Origin of the sequence: Runella sp. SP2 (assembly GCF_003711225.1) — a bacterium.
Taxonomy (GTDB): Bacteria; Bacteroidota; Bacteroidia; order Cytophagales; family Spirosomataceae; genus Runella.
Genome location: NZ_CP031030.1, coordinates 6113439 through 6136952, shown reverse-complemented (window position 1 = coordinate 6136952; position 23514 = coordinate 6113439). Strand labels below are relative to the sequence as shown.

The following is a 23514-nucleotide window of genomic DNA, read 5'->3' as shown; positions in this document are numbered from 1 at the left end:
ATGACTCCATTGATTACCATCGCGGTGATTGCGGTCGTTATTTTCGCTACCATTACCGCCCTTCTGGCGCGTTACAAGCGCTGTCCTTCTGACAAAATCCTCGTCATCTACGGACGGACGGGCACCAACAAAGACGGCGGCACGTCGTCGGCGCGCTGTATCCACGGCGGGGGTGCTTTTGTGTGGCCTGTGATTCAGGATTACGCTTTTTTGGACTTAAAACCCATTTCCATTGAAGCCAATTTGACCAACGCCCTCAGCCGTCAGAACATTCGCATCGACGTTCCTTGCCGTTTTACAGTAGCCATCTCTACCGAAACCGACAGCATGAACAACGCCGCCGAACGCCTTTTGGGGCTTTCGATGCAGGACATTCAGGAATTGGCCAAGGATATTTTGTTTGGACAACTTCGCTTGGTGATTGCCACCATGACCATCGAGGAAATCAACTCAGACCGCGACAAGTTTTTGACCAATATTACCCAAAACGTAGAGGCCGAGTTGAAAAAAATAGGCTTAAAATTGATTAACGTCAACGTTACCGACTTGCGCGATGAGTCGGGGTACATCGAAGCTCTTGGTAAAGAAGCCGCTGCGAAGGCCATCAACGAAGCCAAAATCAGCGTGGCCGAGCAAGAGAAAGTGGGGGAAATCGGGAAAGCCCTCGCCGACCGCGACCGCGACACCCGCATTGCCGAAACCCAGCGCGAACGCGATATTCAAATTGCCCAGACCAAAAAAGACAAAGAAGTGGTCATTGCGGCCACCCTCCGCGACGAAGCCATCGGAAAAGCCGAAGCCGAAAAAGACACACGTATTAAAATTTCGGAAGCCAACTCCATCGCCGTTCGGGGTGAAAACGAAGCCCGAATCACCATTGCCAACTCGGAAGCCCTCCGCCGTGAGCGCGAAGCAGAAGCCAACCGCCGTGCCAACGCTGCCGAAAAAGTACAACAAGCAATGGCTTTGGAGGAATCGTATGTGGCCGAACAAAAAGCGGAAACCGCCCGCGCCGAACGTGAACGTTCTTCACAGTTGGCCAACACGATTGTTCCCGCCGAAATAGCCAAACAACGCGCTATTATCGAAGCCCAGGCCGAAGCAGAGCGCATCCGCGAACGAGCCAAAGGTGAAGCCGACGCGATTTATGCCAAAATGGAGGCCGAAGCAAAAGGTTTGTACGAAATCCTGACCAAACAGGCCGAAGGGTACAAAGAAGTAGTGCAAGCCGCAGGTGGCGACCCGTCGAAAGCCTTCCAGTTGTTGTTGATTGAAAAACTTCCTGAGTTGATACAAATTCAAGTAGAAGCCGTGAAAAATATCAAAATCGACAAAGTGACGGTTTGGGACAATGGCGGAAGCAACGGTGAGAATCCATCTACCGCCAATTTTATCTCTGGGATGATGAAATCAGTTCCTCCCCTCAATGACCTTTTCAACATGGCAGGTTTGAACCTTCCTGATTATTTGAAAGGCAAAGAGGCGGGTGAAACCCCAACCATCAAACTCCCAACTGATTCTAAATCGTAATACGTACGCTTTTTGTCATTCCGTAGGAATCTTCTACCACGTTTTAGATTCCTACGGAATGACAAAAGGGACTATTTTTTCGTTACTTTCCACAGTTGCCCCTTTCGTTCGTTGGAAATCACAAAGTCGGTATTGTTGAAAAAAACAATGGCTTCGGTCTGAGCGCGGGCTATTTTTAGGCAATGCGTAGGGCGTTCTAAGTTCATGCCTTGGGTAATGTCAAAAAGCAACACTTTTCCATAAGTGAGCAATGCCAGCGTTTTTCCGTCGGGACTCACATCGGCTCCCGTTACCATCGCGTGGCTATACACGCTGTCTTGGGGGCTGGCCTTGTAGTTGCCCGCTGCGTCGGGCACGGCATACATTTTCACCATTCGGTCGGTTTTGCTGCGGTTTTTAGAAAACAAATAGAGTTTGTTTTGGTGCCAAACTACTGCTTCACAATCAAAATTGAGCGAGTCGGCGGCGGGTGGAAACGCGCGTTGGTCGGCATACCTAACCCGAATATTTTCTACGCGCTCGGGCATGAGCGGATGAAATTTATAAATGACCAAATCGCGGCGATTGTTGGCGTTATTGCCCACGTCGGCGAGGTAGAGGTTGCCTCGGTCGTCTTTGGCGATGTCTTCCCAGTCTTTATTGACCAAAGGCGACAGCGGAAGCGTACGGAGCAACGCTCCTTTTGGGTCAATCTCATAGATTTCGGCGGGGTTTCCACCGTCGTTGTGCGTCCAAAATGTTCCTTCTTTTTCCCCCAACACCAGCCCCGAAGTTTCGTGAATTTGTGGCGGCAATTGCCCTACTTGCGTTACTTTATAACGGGAATTTTCCCGTTTGAAGCCTTCTTTTCGTCTTTCGTGGTGACAGTCGCACATCGCCACGCGCAACGTAAATGCCAGCCAAAATAGTTTTTGAAACATTTTCTCTTTCCTTTTTTGTCCTACCGACGTAGGAGGTATCTATATCCAGTTTCGGGTCTTTGTTCTTCTTCGAGCGGGTTGTGAGCAACCCTTAGCACGAGCGCACGTTTGCCATTTGCTTTTTGCCTCTTGCCTTCTTCGAGCGGGTTGTGAGCAACCCTTAGCACGAGCGCACGTTTGCCATTTGCTTTTTGCCTCTTGCATTCTTCGAGCGGGTTGTGAGCAACCCTTAGCACGAGCGCACGTTTGCCATTTGCTTTTTGCCTCTTGCATTCTTCGAGCGGGTTGTGAGCAACCCTTAGCACGAGCGCACGTTTGCCATTTGCTTTTTGCCTCTTGCCTTCTTCGGGCGGGTTGTGAGCAACCCTTGGCACGGGAGTTTGCCTTTTCCCCCTGAAAATACGTAGATTTGGGTGAATTTACCGTTTCGACTTAAATCCTCTCCAAAAATCTTAAAATTACCCTAAAAGGTTCAGTCTGACCATGCAAAAATCATTTCCTTTTTCCCTTCGACTCGCGGGGTGGCTTCTCTCGTCGGTGATTATTGTTTATATTTTGTACGTTCTCCGCGAGACCATCGTCCCCCTTACCTTTTCGGTTTTATTTTCCGTGCTTCTGTACCCAATCTGTGCTTTTTTAGAACGTTGGCGTTTTCCACGATTATTGGCCATTACTATTGCCCAAATCATCTTTTTTGCCGTTTTGGTAGGATTAATTTATCTGGCTTCCATTCAAATCATCAGCTTTGGAGAAGAACTTCCTCGTTTGGAGAAAAAAGCTAATTATTGGATTGACCAAGGACAAGATTTTTTAAGTGATAACTTTGGCATGAGCCGGCGCAAACAAATTAGCGAAGGCCGTAAGTACCTCACCGAAGCCCTCAAAAACAGTGCGTCGGTCTTGACGGGTGCCGTCGCTACCACCACGGGTACGCTGGCCTCAGCCACGCTTGTTCCTTTGTTTGTATTTTTCTTTCTGCTTTACCGCGACTTTTTCCGTCAGTTTTTTTACAAATTGTTTGATAGTCGCCACAAACGCCGCGTCGATCAAGCCATTCGACGGATTTATGAAGTCGTGCAAGGCTACCTCGTGGGGTTGGTATCGGTTATTCTGATTGTGGGAGTACTCAATTCCGCAGGCTTGCTGCTGCTTGGTGTTCCACACGCCATTTTCTTTGGATTTTTTGCGTCTTGTTTATTGCTTATCCCTTACATCGGTCTGCTGATTGGCTCTATTTTGCCCGCCTTAATGGCCTTGGTTGCGCTCGATTCGCCTATGTATTCACTAGGTGTATTGGCCGTTTTTGGGGTTATTCAAGTACTGGAAGGAAATTTTATTACGCCTTACATCGTCGGTTCTAAAGTGAGCGTCAACCCGCTGGCTTCCATGATTGTCTTAATTTTTGGGGGACAACTTTGGGGTGTTTCGGGCTTGATTTTAGCCCTGCCTGTTACGGCCATTGTGAAAGTAGTTTTTGATTCGGTCGAAGCCCTCAAACCTTTTGGTTATTTATTGGGAGAAGCCGAAGACCGCGCGCCACTCGACTGGCCTACATTTGATAAAAAACAGTAACTTGCACCCCAATTAATTCATTTTTTTATCAACAAAATACCAAAACCAAACCCTTTTAACATTCCTCAATGAAATACATCCGTGCGTTGTTGAGTCTGCTGGTAGCTGGTGGATTGACGTACATTTTTAGCCGCCCGCTTGGGCCTGCTCCTGCTTTGGGGCCTTTTTTTAGTCCGTTTACAGGTTTTTGGCAAAACGCCGAGTCGCCCGATAAACAACCCCCAGCCGACATTAAACTTCAAGGGCTCAAAGGCGAAGTTACGGTCAAATACGACGACAACGGAGTCCCGCACATCTTTGCCGACAACGACGAAGACTTGTATTTCGCCCAAGGTTTCATCATTGCCCGCGACCGTCTTTGGCAAATGGACTTTTACAGCCGCGTGGCAGCAGGGCGTTTGAGCGAAGTAATGGGGCCTTTGGCACTTGATTTTGACCGCTATAATCGCCGTCTCCAACTACCCGAAGGCGCCGAAAAATTGGCACAGTCATTTACCCAAGACCCTACCTCTAAACTCATTGTGGATGCTTATTCCGCAGGGGTAAATGCTTACATTCAACAGGTTTCATACAAGGACTTGGCCATCGAGTATAAAATTCTTGGCTATACCCCCGAAGCTTGGTCGCCGCTCAAAACAGCCTTGGTCGAAATGGTGATGCGCAAAGACATGAATGCGCGCTCGGACGACTACCGCATGGCCAACGCTCTGGCGAAGTTTGGGAAAGAGACCATGAACGACCTCTTTCCTGACTATCCCGTAGAAGAGTCACCGATTGTACCCTCGGGCACAAAATGGGATTTTACGCCGCTTGCCGTTCCCAAAGTACCCGAACTCATGAAAGCGAGCATCGCCGCCAATCTTGACCTCGAAGCCGAAAACCCAGGTATTGGCTCCAACAACTGGGCGGTTCACGGTTCGCGTACAGCCTCTGGGTTGCCTTTGCTCGCCAACGACCCCCACTTAGGATTAAGTCTTCCTTCTATTTGGTACCAAATGCAGTTGGTTTCACCCACGGTCAACGTCTATGGCGTGTGTGTACCGGGTTGGCCAGGTATTGGTATTGGGTTCAACAAAGACATTGCTTGGGGCATGACCAACGTCGGTTCGGACGTGTTTGACTTGTTCCAAATTCAGTTCAAAGACAACACTTTCAAAGAATATAAATACGGCAACGACTGGCGTCCTGTGACGTCGAGGGTCAACGAATTTAAGGTAAAAGGCTCGCCCGAAATCATCCGTGATACCGTCCTTTATACCCACCACGGCCCAATTCTTTATAGCCAAGGACAAAAGCCATTCTTTTCCGATTTACCCGTTGGTCATGCACTTACGTGGGTAGGCCCCGTAGCTGCGGGAAATTCGGTGAAAGCGCTGTACCTCATCAACCACGGTAAAAATTACGACGATTACCGTCAAATTTTACCCTATTTGGCAGCACCTGGTTTCAACGTTGTGTTTGCCAGCAATCAAAACGACGTTGCCATTACCTCAGCAGGGTATTTTCCGTTGAAATGGAAAGAGCAGGGCAAATATTCGCTCGATGGCGCTAACCCTGAACACGAATGGAAAGCGTGGATTCCCGTGGAGCAAACGCCTTACGTCAAAAACCCTGCCCGTGGTTTTGTAAGTTCGGCCAATCAGTTCCCTACTGACCCTTCTTACCCGTATTATTTGGGGTGGAAATTTGCACCCGCCGAACGGGGGATTCGTATCAATGAGCGTTTAGGCAACATGACCAAAGCAACCCCCGACAGTTTACGTCTCCTCCAAAATGATAACTTCAACGTAGAAGCACGCCGCATTCTGCCCGAATTACTCAAGTATTTGGAAAAAGACCCCAACGCCAAAGCTTTGCCAGCCTACGGCGTGTTGGCCAAATGGAACTTACGCAACGACCCCAACGAAATCGCCCCAACCATTTTTGAGCGTTTCGTAAGAGAACTTCGCTTAGCGATTTGGGAAGATGAGTTTCCAACCCAAGACGAAAAAGCGCCCATGTCTCAGCCTACCCGTGACCGTACGTGGGCCATGCTTCAAAAACAACCCAATGCGAAGTGGTTTGACAACGTAAAAACGACTGATAAAATAGAAACCGCCGCTGACATTATTACGACTACCTTCAAAGCTACCATTGACTCGCTTACGGTAAAATACGGGCCGTACAATCCACAAACGTGGGTTTGGGGGACTGCCAAAGGAACTGACATCAAGCACCTTGTACCGTTGTTCAAGTCGTTTTCGCGCATGGATGTCATCAATGGCGGTGGCGCAGGCATTGTCAATGCAACGACCGAAGCAGGCCACGGCCCATCGTGGCGAATGGTGGTGCAGCTCGACAAAACGTGGCCTAAAGCCTACGGTTTGTACCCAGGCGGGCAGTCGGGCAACCCAGGTAGCCCACACTACGACAACATGGTGGATAAATGGGCTAAAGGCGAACTCAACGAGCTTGTGTTTTTGAAGTCGAAAGACGAACAACACCCTCGCATCAAATCAACCGTCAAATTACAACGCTAAACTTTCCGACTCATGCTATATATTCTTATTCTTGTCATAAGCGGTATTGCTCAATTTTTAGGCCCTTGGTGGCTGATGCCCGTCGTTTGTTTTGGGCTTTGTTTTTGGAAAGCTAAAAATGCCAAAGAAGCGTACGGAATTGCGTTTGCCGCAGTTTCTACTTTATGGTTAGGGTATTCATTGTTCCAAAGCTTTTCTAGCGGAGGTGAATTTCCTTTAAAAGTGGCTGAAATTTTCAAATTGCCAAACGCCGCCAGTCTTTTTGCCGCCGTCACCCTCGTGGGAGGATTGGTAGCAGGCTTTGCTGGGTTAGCAGGTCATTATTGTCGTTTAGCGCTGAAACCATAGCCGTGCAAAGGGTTGCTCGAAGAAAGCAAAGGGCAAGAGGCAAAAAGGCAAACGTGCAAAGGGTTGCTCACAACCCGCCCGAAGAAAGCAAGAGGCAAATGTGCAAAAGGCAAATGTGCAAAGGGTTTCTCAAAACCCGCCCAAAGCAGAAATTCACAACCTCAACCAACCAAAAATCCCCGCGTCTTTGTCAAGGACTCGGGGATTTTTGGTTGTAAAGAATAGTCTGTCAACTCCTCATCACTTATCTCTCATAACTCATCACTCCTCTAATAGTACCTTGGATTTCCCAACGGAAGGGCGCTGATGATGGTAATCGACGTAATATCTGGATTGAAAGGCGTCGTCAACGTGTGCTCAATTTCGAGTTTAATATAACGGAAAGAAACCCCAATTTTTGGCGCTACCGTGATGAACGCATCTTGGTTTTTGCGACGGAAAGTATATCTACTTTCGGTCAACAAATCTTTGGCTTCTAGTTTACCAATGTACGAAACACCAGCACCTAATCCCAAGTAAAAACGAGGTTTCCAAGGTCGTTCCAAAATCCGATACGGCGATGACAAATAATAGTCGGCGTACAACAACCCAAACGACGTAAATTTTTGCTGAATCAAACTCTTTGACTCAACGTCTTCAAACGAAGGTCGGAAAAAGCCGCCCAATTTCAGGCCAACGTTAAAACGATTGGATGCCATGTAATACGGCGACAAAAACACCTGCCACGTAGGAGCTGTTTTCGGGAGAAAAAAAGGGCTAAAGTCGTAAGAACCACCTGCTTTCATCAAACCAGGCCCGACACCCACATTCATCCAAAAACGGCGGCTGTCTTCGTCTATTTTTACAAAACGTTGAGCATACGACTGCACTCCCACTAACATGCCCAACAACGCAACTAGGTATAATTTTTTCATGTACGTAAGCTTAGTTATACTCAGCGTCAGAGCAATAAGCATACCAGTTTTATAAACTTTGCTCAAACTAGCAGAATCGTTTTTGCCAATTTCCCCGTATATTTGTCTGAGAAACTATCGAAAACGATTTGCGAAATGAATAAGTGGCTGACAATAGTTGTATGGATTGGTGTTGTGGGACTAATCGGGTGCGAAAATCCATTTTTTAACGGAAGGACATCGGGAACATCAGGTAAGTGTGAAGCAGGCGCTCCTATCAGTACTTCGGAAGTCACCGACCAAGACCGTGGCTTTTTTAATCCACAAGATAGTCTGTACTACGCCACGGCCGTTTTTGGCATTTTTTACCGAGGCGGCCTAACTAATCCTTGTGAGTTGGTACGTCGGCCTATTTCGTTTAAAACGGTTCTCTCTCGTAAATTTAAAGTCGTGTGGGATGGCCCTAAAGGCACTACTACCGACCGAAAAGCCGCCCGAGCCTTGATTCGATTTACCGACAAAGCTTATCGGGACGACATTGACGTCAACTTGCCGCCCGTGGACACCCTTCGGCCTTATCCTTACGAAATTTTAATTTCTCAAGACACCACATACACCAATATTTTCACAAGCCGCGAGTACAAAGTGGCCCTTCGGAAAGGTTATTCCAACCTGCTCGACGAAGTCAAATGCGCCGAAGTGAGCCTTTCTTCGACCAAAACATTTGATAGCAATCGGGTAATTCTTGAAAACTCCACCACGGGCAGTTGGTCGCAGCGCTATTTCTTCAAAGCCAGTGACTTTGCTCAAAATGTACAGTACGTAGTGGTTCGGGAAAAAGAGTGTGCCACTTGCAACGTCCCTATTCCCACGCTAACTGCCGAAAAATACACCATTACGAAGGGGGAAGAAATCACCTTATCATTGTCAGGCTGCCCCGTCAACGAATATGGTCAGGGGCCGTTGGAGTGGTTTTACCAAACTGCCAATGGAACCAAAACGCTTATGCAACGGTATAGCTACTCACCGCGCAATCAACGCAGTTTTTCGCCGCAAGAAACCACCACGTACTTTTTACGTTGCCAAGGCGAATGGTACTGCAAACCTCAGAAAGAAGTAAGCGTAACGATTGAGGTAAAATAGGTTCTTTTGCGCAACTTTGTGGTTCGATTTAATTAATCACAATTCGCATGGCTCCAGTTCTACTTAAACGCCGTTTTTTAGTCCTTGTTGGGTTTGCACTTCTAATAACCGTTTGTGCTTCCAATGCCCTTTTTGCCCAAAAAATTGTACGAGGCCCTTACCTCCAAATGGGTTCTTCAACGGGCATCGTAGTGCGTTGGCGGACAGACGTGGCGGTGGTTAGTAAGCTCACTTATGGTAGTTCTTCTTCCCAAAAAACGCAAAGCGTTAGCCGCGACGTTCCCACGACCGAACACGAAGTAAGCATCACTGGTCTTACCCCCAACTCAGTCTATTATTACGGAATCCAGGTCAATGGTACAACCTATGAAGGAGATTCATATTATTTCAAAACAGCTCCACCCACGGGTAGTAAACAGAAAGTACGTATTTGGGCCATGGGGGATGCAGGCGATGGTTCTCCCAACCAGCGGGAAGTTCGAGACGCCTACTTAAAACGTATTCAAAACGACAACCGCCAAACCGACGCTGTTTTATTTCTTGGCGACAACGCCTACGCCATCGGTACGGACGAAGAATACCAGAACAATTTCTTCAATATTTACCAAGACTATTTCTTCAAAAACAACGTCATTTGGGCCATTCCTGGGAATCATGAATACTATTCAGGAACACCTACCCGCCGTGAGGTTGCCTATTTTCAGATTTTCTCCCAACCCCAAAACGGCGAGTCGGGCGGTGTTCCGTCGGGGTCGGAAATGAATTATTCGTTTGATTACGGGAATGTACACGTAGTAGCCTTGGACTCTTACGGCATTGAGCAAGACAAATACCGATTGTACGATACGCTCAGCCCACAGGTAGAATGGCTCAAAAAAGACTTAGCCGCCAATCGCCTTCCGTGGACAATTGTGATGTTTCACCACCCACCTTACACCAAAAACTCGCATGACTCGGATACGGAAACGGAATTGGTTCGTATCCGTGAAAACTTGAACCCTATTTTAGAGCGATACAAAGTTGATTTGGTACTGAGCGGTCATAGCCACTTGTACGAACGTTCGCGCCCTACGCGGGGTCATACGGGGCTTGCCCCGACTTTCAACGAAGCCGCTCATTTGACCAGCACTTCTTCTGGCAAATACGACAACAGCCCCAATTCGTGTGCATACGTCAAAAATGGAGGTGATGAAGGCGTTATTTACGTAGTTGCAGGTTCTTCGGGGCGTAACAACGGACTCGATGGCCCCGCCCACCCCGCGATGCCTTTCAAAAACTTCCAAAACGGTGGTTCTGTCGTTATCGAAGTAGAAGACAACCGCCTCAATTTTGAATGGCTTTGTAACGACGGCGTGGTTCGTGATCAATTTACGATTTTCAAAAACGTCAATAAAACGACACAACTCAAAGCTCGCCACGGAGAAGTCGTGACGCTAAAGCCGTCGTGGAAAGGCGCAGCAAAATGGTCCAATGGTAGTAGTGAGCCTACGTTGTCTTTTACTCTTACAGGTGACACTACCCTCACTGTCCGCGACGAAGCGGGTTGTTTGTTGGATCGTTTCGTAGTTTCGGTAAGCGAAAAGCCTACTCTTTCGTTCGATAAACCTCTGGCCACTGTCTGCGCTGGTGAGGCTCTTTCTATTCCCTTTTCTGTAACCAACACTGACCGCAACCGCTGGAAATACACTTTACAATTATCTGATAATCAAGGCAATTTTTCACAACCCGTCACCCTTTCCACCGCAAGTAACGAAGCATTTTCTGCCACCTTACCCACCTCACTCCCTTCGGGCGACAACTATCGTTTGCGCATTGTAGCCAACGTAGCAGGGATTCCTCCAGTTGTATCTACAGGTTTTCGCATTCAGCAAAAACCGACGGCTACTTTGAGCGGCGCAGCAACCATCGAGGCAGGGCAAAGTACCCCACTTACACTCCAATTTTCGGGTTCGGGGCCATGGACGTACCAGCTTTCGGGCGGCCCCGCTGCGACCACTTCCACCAACCCATTGACCATCTCCATTTCGCCGCTTACAACCACCACTTATACCGTCACCTCCGTAAGCAATGCCTGCGGAACAGGCACCACCAACGGAAATGCACGCGTGGAAGTAACGCCCAAAATCGCTACCCAAATGCCTACGGGAGTTATACTTTGCGACGAATCGGTGTTCGATTTGCCTTTCACCGTCACAGGAGGGTTTGATACAGGCATTGGCTTTGAGGCTCAATTATCAGACAAAGAAGGCAACTTTACCACTCCTCGCACTGTCGGAAGTGGCAGCCAAAGCCCCCTTAAAGTTACGATTCCTGCTAGTGTAGAAATCGGCGGCAGTTATCGTTTACGTATAAAGCCCACCCAAAATGCCAGAGCGAGCCTCACACCAAGCGACGTTTTTTCGCTCAAACAACGCGCCAAAGCAACCCTTAGTGGCGACACGACAATTGCGTTTGGAGGGGAAGCTAAGCTAAAATTAAGTGTTCAAGGCACGTTTCCTGTGACGTACGTTCTTTCGGACAATAACACGGCCAGTGTCTCCAATAATGTTAGCAGTATCAGCGTAAAACCAGCCTTAGAAACCACCTATACACTCAAATCAGTGACAAACGTATGTGGAAACGGAAGCGTTGGTGGCAGTGCGCGCGTGAATGTTCTTCTCACGGCCATTGCGCCTGTTTCTGACGAAGACTTGCGGGTATTACCCAACCCGACCCACAGCAAAGTCAAAGTAGAAGCTAAAATTTTTGGTCAAAAATCAGGCGATTGGGAATTATTGGATGCGCAAGGAAAAACCCTCAACAAAGGATACTTCCGAAAAGGAGTGTTGCAAGGAATGGAAATTTCGTTAGAAAACGTACCTGTGGGTACCTATTTACTTCACTTTGTGGTAGAGGGGCAAACGATTGTTCGTAAAGTTGTGAAACTGTAAAGTAGGAATTAGGAACACCTAATAATCAACACTTTAACTTTGTCTTATGGCGACGTAGTTTACTAACGTCTAAATAGTGAAGAAAAGTTTCGATGACTTCTAGGTCGGCTTCGGCCCAATCTAGTTTGTGAACCTCTTCCAGCCGAACCCATTTGTATTGTTGGTGTTCGGTCAAAACGATGGGCGAGGTAAGCATCCGACACACGTAAGGTACAAGGCAGATAATGCGATTAGGGTCTTCTTTGTAAGCAGGTTCAAGGCGTACTCCTATTTCAATTTCTACACTCAGCTCCTCCATAATTTCGCGGTGAAGTGCCTCTATTTCAGTTTCGCCTTCATCCACTTTTCCGCCAGGGAACTCCCATTTTAAAGCCAGTGACATCCCTTCCTTGCGCTGGGCCGAAAAGACACACCCATCTTTTTCAAAGATAGCGCAGGGTACTACCACAATTTTTTTTGAACTTTCGGGTGGGATTGCCATACAAAGCCGCTTTTTTATACAAAGTTAGTACGGAAAATCATTTCTAACCGCTTTTTTTATCGAACGGTCGAAGGATTAACAAATATTTTATAGTTTGCATCCATGAATCTTCCTTATTTTTAGCACAAAGTCCAAGTTTTTGTAGTCATAATACGATTTTGTAACTCCGAACCTCAAACAGTATAATCTTATTCAAACCCATGTTTACTGAAAAAGACCTCGCCCAAATCGAAAAGCAGGGCATTTCGCTTGAAACCATCCAACAGCAGATTTCTCATTTTGAAACGGGCTTCCCTTTTTTAAAAGTTCTCAAGGCCGCTACCGTAGGTGATGGCATTGTGCGCGTGAGCGAAGAAGAAAGTGCCGCACTTGTCGATGAATTTGATGCACAAGCCAAAAACGTTTCGTTGTTGAAGTTTGTCCCAGCTTCGGGCGCTGCCACGCGGATGTTCAAGTCGCTTTTTGCTTTCAAAGACGACGGAAAAAGTGACAAGTCCATTCCAGAATTTAGCGAGCGAATTCGCGATTTTGCTTTCTTTGAAGACCTAAAAGCCGCCATGGCCAACGACGGTGTTGACATTGAAACGGCCATTGGCGACGGCGACTACCAACAAATTGCCGATTATATCTTGAGTGGCAAAGGGCTAGATTACGGCAACCTTCCTAAAGGTTTGTTAAAATTCCACAACTACGAAGAAGGGGCACGTACGCCCGTAGAAGAGCATTTAGTAGAAGGCGCCAACTACGCCAACGCCAACGGACAAGTACGCCTGCATTTCACCGTTTCGCCTGAACACCGCAGCCGCTTTGAAGCCCTGATTGAGGCCGTAAAACCTGCTTTTGAAGAGAAATACAACGTTACTTACGAAGTGAGTTTTTCAGAACAAAAACCCTCTACCGATACCATTTCGGTGAACATGGACAACACACCTTTCCGCAACGCCGACGGTAGCTTGTTGTTCCGTCCTGCGGGACACGGGGCGCTTTTGGCCAACCTCGATGACCAAGACGGTGATGTGGTATTCATCAAAAACATCGACAATGTCGTACCCGATAGCCTCAAAGACACCACTTTTACGTACAAAAAAGTCCTCGGGGCGTTGTTGTTGAAATATCGCCAGCAAATTTTTGATTTCTTAGCCCGCATCGAAGCAGGCGAAAACAGCGATAGCCTAATCAGCGAACTGTCAGAGTTTTACGAAACGACGATGTTTACGCAGCCTACCAAGGATTTCTGGACGCTTTCAAACACCGAAAAACTCGCCTATTTTGCCATGAAGCTCGACCGCCCTGTGCGTTTGTGCGGAATGGTGAAAAACGTCGGCGAGCCTGGTGGCGGGCCTTTCTGGGCGGCGAATCCCGACGGCACGACCTCGCTCCAAGTGGTAGAGTCGGCGCAAATTGACATGGACGATGCTGCACAAAAAGCGCTTTTCGATACCGCAACGCACTTCAACCCCGTTGATTTGGTGTGCTCTCTCCGTGGTTATAAAGGCAAGAAATTTGAATTGATGAGTTATCGCGACTCCAATACGGGCTTTATTACCCAAAAATCAAAAGACGGCAAAGACCTTAAAGCCCAAGAACTTCCAGGACTTTGGAACGGCTCAATGTCTGACTGGAATACGGTGTTTGTGGAAGTTCCGTTGATTACCTTCAACCCCGTCAAAACCGTCAACGATTTGCTTCGTAAAGAGCACCAAGCGTAAAGTTTGTTAAAAAAACGCCTTTTTAGCCCCTTCTGAACGGTTTTCCGCATCAGAGGGGGTTAATTTTTTTCTATTGCTTCAACAGCTTACGTTCAAGCCATTTATCACTTACTTTTATTCGAAGAAAATACAATCCATTTGGCAAAGCTTGGGTATTGATTTCGTCTCGGTATTCGCCTGCAGCCCACTGACGGCTTTGGTACACGCGCCCTTGTACATCTATTATCTGCCATTCGGTCGCCGTAGGAATGCCAATGGTTAGCCGTAGTCGGTCGGTCAATGGATTAGGCCCTACAATGATTTTTTCTCGTTCTTCCTCCATCCCCGTAATCACCACATTGGCTGTCACACTGCCCGATACCGTGCCCGTTCCGCACGAGTTACTCACCGAACTGAGGGTATAAGTCGTTGGTAAAGTGGGTTTGACAGTGACCAAAACGGGAGTTTCGTTGGTTGTCCCTGTCGTATTATCCGACATTGTGTAGGTCCAAGGGGCATCGCCAGTAAACTGAATTACCAGCAATAATTCATCCCCAGGCTTGAGCGGTGTCGCTACACCTCCACTCAGTGCGGCCGTAGGGCGGCGTCCTAGCAAAAAGGGCGATGTCGGTTGCGCCGTAATCGTTGTGCTTCCTACCACTACGACCCGAATACGGTAACCGTTGGCGTTCGGAATCACGGGGATATTGGCTAAAATAGGACTACGACTTCCCGTCCCGATATTAACCGCATTGGTAAAACTTCCTAAACTGTCCGACAACTGCGCCTGAAATACGGTATTGGCAGGGAGAGTTCCGCCGCCAAGAGAAAATTTAACCTCAAACTCTTTTCCACTACAAATACCCGAGGTAATGTTTTCAGTGATTACGCGCGGAATGACCGTCACCGACGCAATCCCCGAAACAGTACCTTCACCGCACGAATTTCGCACCGAAGTTAGTTGATAAACCGTCGTTTGAGTGGGTTTTACAGTTACTTGCGCAGGAGTTACGTCCGAAGTTGCAGTGGTTCCGTCTGACAATGCAAGCGACCAAGGGCCATCGCCCGTTAATGTCACAGGCAAGGTAGCTGATTCACCAAAATTGACCGAAGCAGCGCCCGACAATACCGCCGTTGGTCTAACTTTTATTATGAAAGAAGCGCTATTGACCGATGTTGAGGTCACACTGGCAACTACCCGTAAACGATACGCCGCCCCCGCCGCAACGTTGGCAGGAATCGTCGTTGAAATTGGGCTACTCGTTCCCGTTGCAAGCGCACGAGGTGCTGTAAACGAACCAGTTGCATCTGAGAGCTGAACGGTATAAGTAACTGCGCCTTCAAAAGTTCCCGTTACCACAAAAGGCAAACTTATGACACTTCCGACGCAAACCGAACCCAAGGCCACGTCGGCTGCACTCACCCGAGGATTGACTTTGACCTGAACAGTACTTGTGGACGTGGGGGCCGTTCCGCACGCATTACGAACTAATTTAACAGAATAGGTTGTCGTTGTCGTAGGGCTGACCGTCACTTGGGCAGGAGTCGTATTCACTGTAGCCGTCTGGTCATTAGATAGAACGTACGTCCAAGGGCCTTCTCCAGTAAAGTCCAACGTGAGTTTTGCGCTTTCTCCTACCCCAATCGTTGTACTGCCACTCAAGGTAGCCGTCGGTAAGGCTTGTACCGCAAACACGCCACTACTCACCGAAGAGGCAGAGGCACTAGCAATAACGCGTACTTTGTAGTTTTTGCCTGCTAACAACGAAGCTGGAAAAGTAACTTGCAATGGGCTGGCGGTGCCCGTTCCAATCGCAACGGGATCGGTAAAACTTCCCGTCGAGTCTGATACCTGTGCCGTGTAGGTTACAGCAGACGTTGATTCAAACGTGCCCGTGGTGACAAACGACACCGTGGCCGTTGCACCTGCGCAAACGGAAGTAGCTGCAAACGTAGAAGTGATAGTGGGTAAAACACGTACTCGCGCACTGCCCGCAACGGTACCCGCACCACACACATTGCTAACCGACTGAAGGGCATAGGTAGTACTCACAGTAGGTTGCACAATGCCTTTGAGCGGATTTGTGAGCGTGGTGCCTGTGTTGGTATTGGTAAATGTATAAGTCCAAGGGCCATTTCCTGTAAAAGCGACCGTCAAAGTCGCCGTGCCACCCAACGTAATCGTGGTATCGCCCGAAAGCGTGGCAGTGGGGCGTCTGAGCATGGTAAAAATAGAAGTTGGCACCGACGTGATGCCCGTCGTATCCGAAACAACGCGCAAGCGGTACTCCCCACCAAGAGCTGTTGCGGGTAAGGTAACTACAATCGGGCTAGTTGCTCCCGATGCCAACGCCGTGGGACTCGTAAACGTCCCTCCCGTTCCTGATAATTGTACCGTGTAAGTACGTTTGGCTGGTGTGGGGACATTGGTTGGTGTAAACGCCACCGACAAAGTTGCCCCAGCACAGGCTGCTGCCCCGCTGACGTCCGTTGTGGTAATCGTCGGGGTTTGTGCCCACGTGTTCATCCAAGCGATTACGCCTAAAAACAATAAAACCCCAGTCCGTTTAAACAATCTCATAAAACGCAAGTCCGTTACATTGTTATACGCCAAAATTATGCCATTGCAATACAACAATCCCTTCTCTTTGTAGTTTTCTATCAAGCAAATATACAAGACCCTAAACGAGAAATTTGTATTTTCGCCCCAATTCTGAAAAATCATGTCCATTCGGATACAACACCTCACTAAACTATACGGCGCTCAAAAAGCCGTCAACGACATTAGCTTCGACGTAAAGCCTGGAGAAATCATGGGATTTTTAGGGCCTAACGGCGCGGGAAAATCGACGACCATGAAAATCACGACGGGCTACCTCAGCGCCACCAGCGGAAGCGTAGAAGTCTGTGGATTTGACGTAGCGAAGCAGTCGATGGAAGTACGCCGCTCGATTGGCTATCTACCTGAACACAATCCGCTTTACACCGATATGTATATCAAGGAATTTTTGCGTTTTGTGGGAGCTTTGTATGGCCTCAAAGGTGAAAAATTGCGCCAACTGGTGAGTGAAATGATAGAAATATGTGGGCTAGGGCTTGAACAAAACAAAAAAATTGGACAATTATCCAAAGGCTATCGGCAACGCGTTGGTTTGGCCCAAGCCCTAATTCATAACCCACCCGTTTTGATTTTGGACGAAGCCACCACGGGGCTCGACCCCAACCAAATTCTTGAGATTCGGACACTCATTAAAAGCGTTGGAAAAGAAAAAACGGTTCTTTTTTCGTCGCACATTATGCAAGAAGTAGAAGCCATTTGCGACCGTGCCGTCATTATCAATCGGGGGCAAGTCGTAGCCAATCGCACCCTTGCCGATTTACGTAACGAAGGCAAACCGCTAGAAGAAGTCTTCCGAGAGCTTACCACGCAATAGCCCTTCTTTTTTTTCGTTTTTGAAACAGAATTGTTCCTTTGAACGTAATCTCTTTAGAACGTTTTTTATATTTGAGACTATGAGAAAATTATTTTTGGGATTGGTAGTGGCCTCCTTATGGGCATTTGGAGCCGCCGCTCAGACCGCCAACCCCGACGCACCTCCACCACCAGTACGACCCAATAATGACGGCCCCATTAAAGTATTAGATGCCCCACCTCGCACCCAAGAGCCAGCACGTCCTCCTTCGCCCTTAGACCGCCTCCGTTTGGGTGGAAGTATTGGCCCACTGTCGTTTGGAACTGTGACCAGTATTGGGGTTTCGCCCGTGGCAGGGTATCAGGTTACTAATCGCCTTTCGTTAGGGGGAGGGGTTACGTATCAGTACACCCAACTCCGCTATTCTCCTACCCTTAAAAGTAGCTACGATAATTACGGCGGGCGGGTGTTTGGGATGTTTAATGTTTACGAAAGTATCAACTTAAACGCTGAATTCGAGTCGCTTAACGTCCAATACCGCGACTACAATGCGAGCGGCGTACGTCGCCGTACATGGATAAATTCGGCCATGGTGGGAGCTTCGTACTCCACTCCGATTGGCGGGCGTTTTATAAAGGCGTTTAACCTGATGTTGTTGTATAACCTAAGTTACAACAACTTAGTGAACCCTTCGTATCCTGCGGAGAATATTTATCCGACTTCGAGTCCATTGGTAATTCGAGCCGTATTGTTTTAGTGTTTTTGAATGTCGAGGGTAGAGTGTCGAATAAAAAGTACATTCGACACTCTACCCTCGACATTTATTCTTTCACAGCTGCAAACTGCGTGAGGCGATGCCCCATTTTATCACGTTTTGTTTTCAAATACCTTTCATTGTACTCATTCGCAGGCATTTCGATGGGTACACAATCGACGATTTCTAAGCCATAACCCATCAAACCCACCCGTTTTTTAGGGTTGTTGGAAATGAGTTTGATTTTGCTCAATCCCAAATCGCGCAAAATCTGTGCGCCTACGCCGTAATCGCGCTCGTCCATTTTAAATCCAAGGGCAATATTGGCATCAACAGTATCCAAGCCATTTTCTTGTAACTTATAGGCTTTCAGTTTGTTGATAAGTCCAATACCGCGCCCTTCTTGGTTCATATACACCACCACGCCTTTGCCCGCGCGCTCAACCATTTCCATCGACGCGTGCAATTGCGGCCCGCAGTCGCAACGGCATGACCCGAAAATATCGCCCGTCACGCACGATGAGTGAACGCGCACCAATACGGGTTCATCTTTTTCCCACGTACCTTTAATAAGGGCTAAATGTAACTCATCGGTATGGATTTGGCGGAAGGCAATCATGTCAAAATGCCCCCATTCGGTCGGCATGTCAACGGCGATTTCGCGCTTGATAAGGGTTTCTTTTTGAAGGCGATATTCTATCAAATCTTTGATAGACACCAGCTTCATATCAAACTTATCGGCCAATTCGCGCAGCTGTGGCAAACGCGCCATCGTACCGTCTTCGTTCAAAATCTCAATCAATACTCCCGCAGGTTTTAAACCCGCCAAACGGGCAAAATCAATGGCAGCTTCGGTATGACCCGTGCGACGAAGTACGCCGCCAGGCATGGCACGAAGCGGAAAAATATGTCCGGGACGACCTAATTCTTCGGGACGAATGTTGGGATCCACCAGTGCCTGAATGGTTTTAGAACGGTCGGAAGCAGAAATCCCTGTCGTACAGCCGTGCCCCAGCAAATCGACCGATACGGTAAACGGTGTCTCGTGCGTAGAAGTATTATCTCCCACCATCATTTTGAGGCCCAATTCCTCGCAGCGCTCCACGGTAAGGGGGGCACACATGAGCCCTCGGCCTTCTTTTACCATGAAGTTCACCATTTCAGGCGTGGTCATTTCGGCCGCACAAATGAAGTCTCCTTCATTTTCACGGTCTTCATCATCGACCACAATGATGATTTTCCCTGCTCGAATGTCTTCAATCGCCGATTCAATGGTATCGAGCTTGATGGAATTGGTATTATTATTGCTATCCATGTATCAAATAAAAATAGTTTGCGAAAAACAACGTTTTATGTTTACGATTCTGTGTAGTGCGTGTAATTCTTTTCGTGGTAAGTTTGTTAGTAAAACAACCTTTTGCAAAGATACGTTCTTTGGGGAGAAGGAAATCGGAAATCATAAATCTATGAAATCAACTCTTGTACTTTTTTTCTTTTTGGTAAGCCTAGCCGTCTTGGGGCAAGATTATTGTGACCCTGCTCAACGAAACGCTGCAATTGGTACGGGCGGATTCATCGTAAAAGGCTCGTCCGTTGGGTGCCTTTTATTTGATGTTAATGTAGAAAAAACGGTGGGAGAAAATGCCCAATACATTTATGATTACAAAGGTGGCGACCCTACCAAAGCGCCTTACACGGCTACTGCCACCACGTCACATCGCTATACAAAACTTGGCAAATATACCATTCTCCAGCTTGTAAGCACGGGGGGGACTGGAGCCATCGCCTGCCGCGTAGTCGAAGCTGTCACAGCGCCCAATTATAAGGTACAAGTCTGTAGTGGACGCAAAGTGGTAGTCACAATCGCCGACGATTCTACCACCAAAGGCTACGAATCTTTTTTGGTTAATTTTGGAGGAGGTGTTTTTATTCCCGTTTCCAAAGCCAACAGCCCTTACGTTATTTCTTATGCTTACCCTGCTACTGCCAATGCCGCGACCATTTCGGTAACGGGTACTGCACCTGGCAACATTCCACTTACTTGTAAAAAAGACACCAATGTGGTTTTGAATACTTCTACCGCAACGGGCGTATCAATCCGCAAAGTAACTACCCGCCCCGACGGCACGGTGGATGTGCTTGTCAGAGGTAGCGCGGGCATCAAAGCCGACATTCAAATCGACGAAGGTGCCACGGGAACGTTTAGAAACACAGGCCAAAGTGCGACCACCAACGATACCACTACGGTGACAATTCGGAACATCAACGCTGCCCAAAATCCGTATTGTTTTCGCCTAAGTACTAGCGATGTTTGCGACAATACCACCACTACTTCCAGCGTGGTATGTGCCACGAGCTTAGATGTTGTAGCTCAAAACCAACAAAACGTACTCACTTGGAAAGAATATCCGCACGCGGCCTCATTTCAAAATTACCGCGTTAATCTCAACGGAACCCCTAGCCCAGTAGTCACGAATCGTACCACAACAACCCAAACTGACCGCAACGTGACCTGCGGAAATCAGTATTGTTATCAAGTTACGGTGACATTGGCGGGAGGCGTTGAATCGGTTTCGCAACTTCGCTGTGTTCAAGCCATTTCTAGCGATGTTCCATCAAAAATTACCAACGTCGTGGCTTCAGTCCTAGAAGAAGAACAAAAAGTAGAAGTACGTATTACCAATCCACCAGCTTCGGGAGCTAGTCCTTCTCGGTTCAAAACCATTTTTTTACGCGCCGAGAATGGCAGCAATAACTATCAAGAGGTGGGGATTGCCAATAACCAATTGACATTTATTGACCCCACCGCCAACCCCAATGCTCAGTCGTACTGCTATAAAGTTCAATACGAAAACAGTTGCGGAAATCGCTCCGAGCCAAGCGACCCCGTTTGTTCAATTCACTTATATTCCAAAACAAGCTCAACCGTTGACTGGACTGTTGACTCACCTTTCTTGTTTCCGATTGGCTATTACGCTTTAGAAATATTGAACGAGGAAGGGGTTCTTGTTGACCAAGTTCGTTTGGGAGGAAACTCTAGTTTCAACCCTGACACTTATAATCCTGACCAACAACAGTTTAGATACCGAATACTTGCTTACCCACAAGGGTCTTCGGGGTTAATAAGTTATTCTAACCCTTACGTTTTTGTCCGCAATGCCCTTGTCTTCATTCCCGATGCGTTTTCTCCTAACCAAGACACGGTCAACGACTTTTTTGCGATGAAAGGACAATTTGTCAATACCTCAAGACTGATTGTCTATAACCGATGGGGTGAAGTGCTTTTTGAATCCGATGATGCGATAAAAAAAGGGTGGGACGGAATGCTCAACGGACAACCCGCACCCGAAGGGTCTTACGTGTATCGGATTGAAGTGAGTGATTTACTTGGTAAAAATTTTGTTAAAATCGGGACACTCTTACTCGCTCGATAGTTTTCGGTACCGTTGCTCAAACTCAGCTATGTAGCGATTCCCAATCGGAATTTCGACATTACCTAAGTGGACTTTGGCTCTCTGAACTGCCGTTATCCGTTCAAAAGCGACAATAAACGAATTATGAACGCGGCCAAATTGCATTTCGGGCAGTTTGGCCTCCATGGCTTTTAGGTTCAGGCGCGTCAGAATCGGTTTCGGCTGCTGCGTGGTGTAAATTTTGACGTAGTCTTTGAGCCCTTCCACGTAATTTACTTCATCGAAATAAATCTTGATTTCTTTGTATTCCGAAAAAACAAAGAAAAAACCACGTTCCGCGACCGCTGGCGTCTCCTCTTTCTGACGCAATTCAAACAATTCTTTGGCCCGAAATACTGCTTTTTCAAAACGTTGAAACGGAATCGGTTTGAGCAAATAATCCACGACATTTAGTTCAAAACCCTCCAAAGCATACTGCTCATAGGCCGTCGTAAAAATCACCATTGGCGGTTGTGAAAGTCCGCGTAAAAATTGCGTCCCTGTCAACGTAGGCATCTGAATATCCAGAAAAATGAGGTCCACCGAATGGGTTTTAAGCCACAAATCAGCATCGAAGGCATTGGAAAAAGTAGCTTGTAAATCTAAATATGGAAACCGACGAAGGTCATCGGCCAAAATCGCCAAAGCAAATGGTTCATCGTCAATGGCTATGCAGCGTATTTGCGTCATGGGGCTAATTCAAGGGATAGTTCCACTCGAAATGTAGTGGCGTTGGTGTAAATATGCAATTCGTGCCGCTGTGGATAATGCAGGGCTAGGCGGCGTTCCACATTTTTAATTCCTAGTCCCGACGCCCCTTCTTTAGGTAGGTTATTTTCAAAAATGGGGTTTTCGGCAAAAAACAACAGGTGGTTTTCGTCCACCCGAAAGCCAATCAAAATATCGCTTTTTTGTTGACTGTGCAGACCGTATTTAAACGCATTTTCGACAAATGGCAGAAACAATAAAGGTTCAATTTGATGCCTTTCAATCGCCCCTTCGCACACAAACGAGACGGAGTTTTGCTCGGTCAGTCGCATTTTTTGGAGGTCTATAAAATGCTGCAAGTGTTCAATTTCTTGCGTCAGTGGCACACGTTCGTGGTTGGCCTGATAAATCACGTACCGCAGCAACTGCGACAATTTCACCACTGCTTCTTCGGCATTATCCGACTTTTGGCGCGTCAACCAACGAATGTTATTGAGGGTGTTAAACAAAAAATGTGGGCTGATTTGGAGTTTCAGCACGGCCAATTCGGCCGCTATTTTTTCCAATTGAATCTGTTGTTTTTCTTCCCGTTCACGCAAACGGTCACGCACCAAGGCAATCATCGAGCTGGCCAACGTAATCAAACAAAACGACAAAAAAGCAGTGATTTGTGGAGGCCCTATCGCCCCAAAAGGAGGCCGAACGGGCATTCTTCCCGAGGGTGGTGGCATCGGCGGAGGTACTTGCCCAAGCATCGGAGGGCGATTCATTCGCCACCACTGCATCAGCAAATCGTTGGCAATCAAATAAATCAACAATGCCCCTGCCACTGCTCCCACGTACGCAATCACATCCTTTTTAGACAGCAGATTCGGGATTAAGCGTTGGAGATTGAGGTAAAAAAAGGCAATCAACAAGGCATCACCTGCCAGCTTACTCAGCAAAAAACTGCCAAAATTAGGCGGAAACCACGTGTTTGAAAAGGAAAAAAACAGCAACGGAGAGGCAATGTAAACTACCCAACCTATTAGGTGCAGCCACCCGTTATATCGTTCTAAATACTTCATAAAACCCTTTTCATAGCTATACATTTTTCTACCCACCTTCGTTGCAATGTGTCTATTTATCAGTGGTTTGTGTAGAGCCTTTGCCAAACTTAACAA

General features: G+C 47.5%; 17 protein-coding genes. 10 read left to right on the top strand and 7 right to left on the bottom strand.

Annotated elements, in window-relative coordinates; genetic code table 11:
- A complete protein-coding gene (locus DTQ70_RS24700) occupies window positions 1–1530 on the top strand; it encodes a flotillin family protein (protein ID WP_122933270.1) in 1530 nt (509 codons plus the stop codon).
- A 71-nt stretch (window positions 1531–1601) separates the two neighbouring features.
- On the opposite strand, the gene DTQ70_RS24695 is transcribed toward DTQ70_RS24700, so the two are convergent.
- Window positions 1602–2450: an SdiA-regulated domain-containing protein gene (locus DTQ70_RS24695; RefSeq protein ID WP_122933269.1), complete on the bottom strand. Its 849-nt coding sequence runs from the start codon at window positions 2448–2450 to the stop codon at window positions 1602–1604.
- A gap of 483 nt (window positions 2451–2933) precedes the next feature.
- Between DTQ70_RS24695 and DTQ70_RS24685 the strand changes: the two genes are divergently transcribed.
- From DTQ70_RS24685 to DTQ70_RS24675, 3 genes are all read left to right on the top strand, one after another.
- A complete protein-coding gene (locus DTQ70_RS24685) occupies window positions 2934–4022 on the top strand; it encodes an AI-2E family transporter (protein ID WP_122933267.1) in 1089 nt (362 codons plus the stop codon).
- 68 nt (window positions 4023–4090) lie between these two features.
- Window positions 4091–6541, top strand: a complete 2451-nt coding sequence (locus DTQ70_RS24680) for a penicillin acylase family protein (RefSeq protein ID WP_122933266.1) — start codon at window positions 4091–4093, stop codon at window positions 6539–6541.
- A gap of 12 nt (window positions 6542–6553) precedes the next feature.
- Window positions 6554–6889, top strand: coding sequence for a hypothetical protein (locus tag DTQ70_RS24675; protein WP_164490197.1), 336 nt, complete (start codon window positions 6554–6556; stop codon window positions 6887–6889).
- A gap of 269 nt (window positions 6890–7158) precedes the next feature.
- Here DTQ70_RS24675 and DTQ70_RS24665 read toward each other — a convergent pair whose 3' ends face one another.
- Window positions 7159–7803, bottom strand: a complete 645-nt coding sequence (locus DTQ70_RS24665) for a hypothetical protein (protein ID WP_122933263.1) — start codon at window positions 7801–7803, stop codon at window positions 7159–7161.
- Between the two features lie 135 nt (window positions 7804–7938).
- Here DTQ70_RS24665 and DTQ70_RS24660 point away from each other — a divergent pair, with 135 nt between their 5' ends.
- Window positions 7939–8925 (top strand): hypothetical protein, encoded by a 987-nt coding sequence (locus DTQ70_RS24660; protein WP_122933262.1) that lies wholly within the window; start codon window positions 7939–7941, stop codon window positions 8923–8925.
- Window positions 8926–8972: 47 nt separating this feature from the next.
- Entirely contained in the window at window positions 8973–11855 is a 2883-nt protein-coding gene (locus DTQ70_RS24655) for a metallophosphoesterase (protein ID WP_122933261.1), read from the top strand.
- Window positions 11856–11880: 25 nt separating this feature from the next.
- On the opposite strand, the gene DTQ70_RS24650 is transcribed toward DTQ70_RS24655, so the two are convergent.
- The gene (locus DTQ70_RS24650; protein WP_122933260.1) at window positions 11881–12336 is read right to left on the bottom strand and encodes a (deoxy)nucleoside triphosphate pyrophosphohydrolase; all 456 of its coding nucleotides are present in this window, start codon (window positions 12334–12336) and stop codon (window positions 11881–11883) included.
- 200 nt (window positions 12337–12536) lie between these two features.
- Between DTQ70_RS24650 and DTQ70_RS24645 the strand changes: the two genes are divergently transcribed.
- A complete protein-coding gene (locus DTQ70_RS24645; protein ID WP_122933259.1) occupies window positions 12537–14045 on the top strand; it encodes a DUF4301 family protein in 1509 nt (502 codons plus the stop codon).
- 70 nt (window positions 14046–14115) lie between these two features.
- Here the strand turns inward: DTQ70_RS24645 and DTQ70_RS24640 are convergent, their stop codons facing one another.
- A complete protein-coding gene (locus DTQ70_RS24640; protein ID WP_164490196.1) occupies window positions 14116–16605 on the bottom strand; it encodes a T9SS type A sorting domain-containing protein in 2490 nt (829 codons plus the stop codon).
- 142 nt (window positions 16606–16747) lie between these two features.
- On the opposite strand from DTQ70_RS24640, the gene DTQ70_RS24635 reads away from it, so the two are divergent.
- A complete protein-coding gene (locus DTQ70_RS24635; RefSeq protein ID WP_122933257.1) occupies window positions 16748–17458 on the top strand; it encodes an ATP-binding cassette domain-containing protein in 711 nt (236 codons plus the stop codon).
- A gap of 79 nt (window positions 17459–17537) precedes the next feature.
- Window positions 17538–18194, top strand: coding sequence for a hypothetical protein (locus tag DTQ70_RS24630; protein ID WP_122933256.1), 657 nt, complete (start codon window positions 17538–17540; stop codon window positions 18192–18194).
- A 64-nt stretch (window positions 18195–18258) separates the two neighbouring features.
- Here the strand turns inward: DTQ70_RS24630 and DTQ70_RS24625 are convergent, their stop codons facing one another.
- On the bottom strand, window positions 18259–19506 hold the full coding sequence (locus tag DTQ70_RS24625; protein WP_122934546.1) for a bifunctional 3,4-dihydroxy-2-butanone-4-phosphate synthase/GTP cyclohydrolase II: 1248 nt from the start codon (window positions 19504–19506) through the stop codon (window positions 18259–18261).
- Window positions 19507–19657: 151 nt separating this feature from the next.
- On the opposite strand from DTQ70_RS24625, the gene DTQ70_RS24620 reads away from it, so the two are divergent.
- The gene (locus DTQ70_RS24620; protein ID WP_164490195.1) at window positions 19658–21625 is read left to right on the top strand and encodes a gliding motility-associated C-terminal domain-containing protein; all 1968 of its coding nucleotides are present in this window, start codon (window positions 19658–19660) and stop codon (window positions 21623–21625) included.
- Here DTQ70_RS24620 and DTQ70_RS24615 read toward each other — a convergent pair.
- The gene (locus DTQ70_RS24615; protein WP_122933254.1) at window positions 21611–22333 is read right to left on the bottom strand and encodes a LytTR family DNA-binding domain-containing protein; all 723 of its coding nucleotides are present in this window, start codon (window positions 22331–22333) and stop codon (window positions 21611–21613) included. The two genes, DTQ70_RS24620 and DTQ70_RS24615, sit on opposite strands and share 15 nt — an antisense overlap.
- Window positions 22330–23418: a sensor histidine kinase gene (locus tag DTQ70_RS24610; protein WP_164490194.1), complete on the bottom strand. Its 1089-nt coding sequence runs from the start codon at window positions 23416–23418 to the stop codon at window positions 22330–22332. The genes DTQ70_RS24615 and DTQ70_RS24610 overlap by 4 nt, the downstream gene beginning before the upstream one ends.
- Between the last annotated feature and the right edge of the window lie 96 nt (window positions 23419–23514).

What these genes read in the sequence shown, in the direction of transcription:
- DTQ70_RS24625 (WP_122934546.1), bottom strand. Translation starts at nt 19,506, where the DNA reads ATGGATAGCAATAATAATACCAATTCCATCAAGCTCGATACCATTGAA.
- DTQ70_RS24680 (WP_122933266.1), top strand. Translation starts at nt 4,091, where the DNA reads ATGAAATACATCCGTGCGTTGTTGAGTCTGCTGGTAGCTGGTGGATTG.
- DTQ70_RS24615 (WP_122933254.1), bottom strand. Translation starts at nt 22,333, where the DNA reads ATGACGCAAATACGCTGCATAGCCATTGACGATGAACCATTTGCTTTG.
- DTQ70_RS24660 (WP_122933262.1), top strand. Translation starts at nt 7,939, where the DNA reads ATGAATAAGTGGCTGACAATAGTTGTATGGATTGGTGTTGTGGGACTA.
- DTQ70_RS24665 (WP_122933263.1), bottom strand. Translation starts at nt 7,803, where the DNA reads ATGAAAAAATTATACCTAGTTGCGTTGTTGGGCATGTTAGTGGGAGTG.
- DTQ70_RS24650 (WP_122933260.1), bottom strand. Translation starts at nt 12,336, where the DNA reads ATGGCAATCCCACCCGAAAGTTCAAAAAAAATTGTGGTAGTACCCTGC.
- DTQ70_RS24655 (WP_122933261.1), top strand. Translation starts at nt 8,973, where the DNA reads ATGGCTCCAGTTCTACTTAAACGCCGTTTTTTAGTCCTTGTTGGGTTT.
- DTQ70_RS24645 (WP_122933259.1), top strand. Translation starts at nt 12,537, where the DNA reads ATGTTTACTGAAAAAGACCTCGCCCAAATCGAAAAGCAGGGCATTTCG.
- DTQ70_RS24630 (WP_122933256.1), top strand. Translation starts at nt 17,538, where the DNA reads ATGAGAAAATTATTTTTGGGATTGGTAGTGGCCTCCTTATGGGCATTT.
- DTQ70_RS24640 (WP_164490196.1), bottom strand. Translation starts at nt 16,605, where the DNA reads ATGAGATTGTTTAAACGGACTGGGGTTTTATTGTTTTTAGGCGTAATC.
- DTQ70_RS24635 (WP_122933257.1), top strand. Translation starts at nt 16,748, where the DNA reads ATGTCCATTCGGATACAACACCTCACTAAACTATACGGCGCTCAAAAA.
- DTQ70_RS24695 (WP_122933269.1), bottom strand. Translation starts at nt 2,450, where the DNA reads ATGTTTCAAAAACTATTTTGGCTGGCATTTACGTTGCGCGTGGCGATG.
- DTQ70_RS24610 (WP_164490194.1), bottom strand. Translation starts at nt 23,418, where the DNA reads ATGAAGTATTTAGAACGATATAACGGGTGGCTGCACCTAATAGGTTGG.
- DTQ70_RS24620 (WP_164490195.1), top strand. Translation starts at nt 19,658, where the DNA reads ATGAAATCAACTCTTGTACTTTTTTTCTTTTTGGTAAGCCTAGCCGTC.
- DTQ70_RS24685 (WP_122933267.1), top strand. Translation starts at nt 2,934, where the DNA reads ATGCAAAAATCATTTCCTTTTTCCCTTCGACTCGCGGGGTGGCTTCTC.
- DTQ70_RS24675 (WP_164490197.1), top strand. Translation starts at nt 6,554, where the DNA reads ATGCTATATATTCTTATTCTTGTCATAAGCGGTATTGCTCAATTTTTA.
- DTQ70_RS24700 (WP_122933270.1), top strand. Translation starts at nt 1, where the DNA reads ATGACTCCATTGATTACCATCGCGGTGATTGCGGTCGTTATTTTCGCT.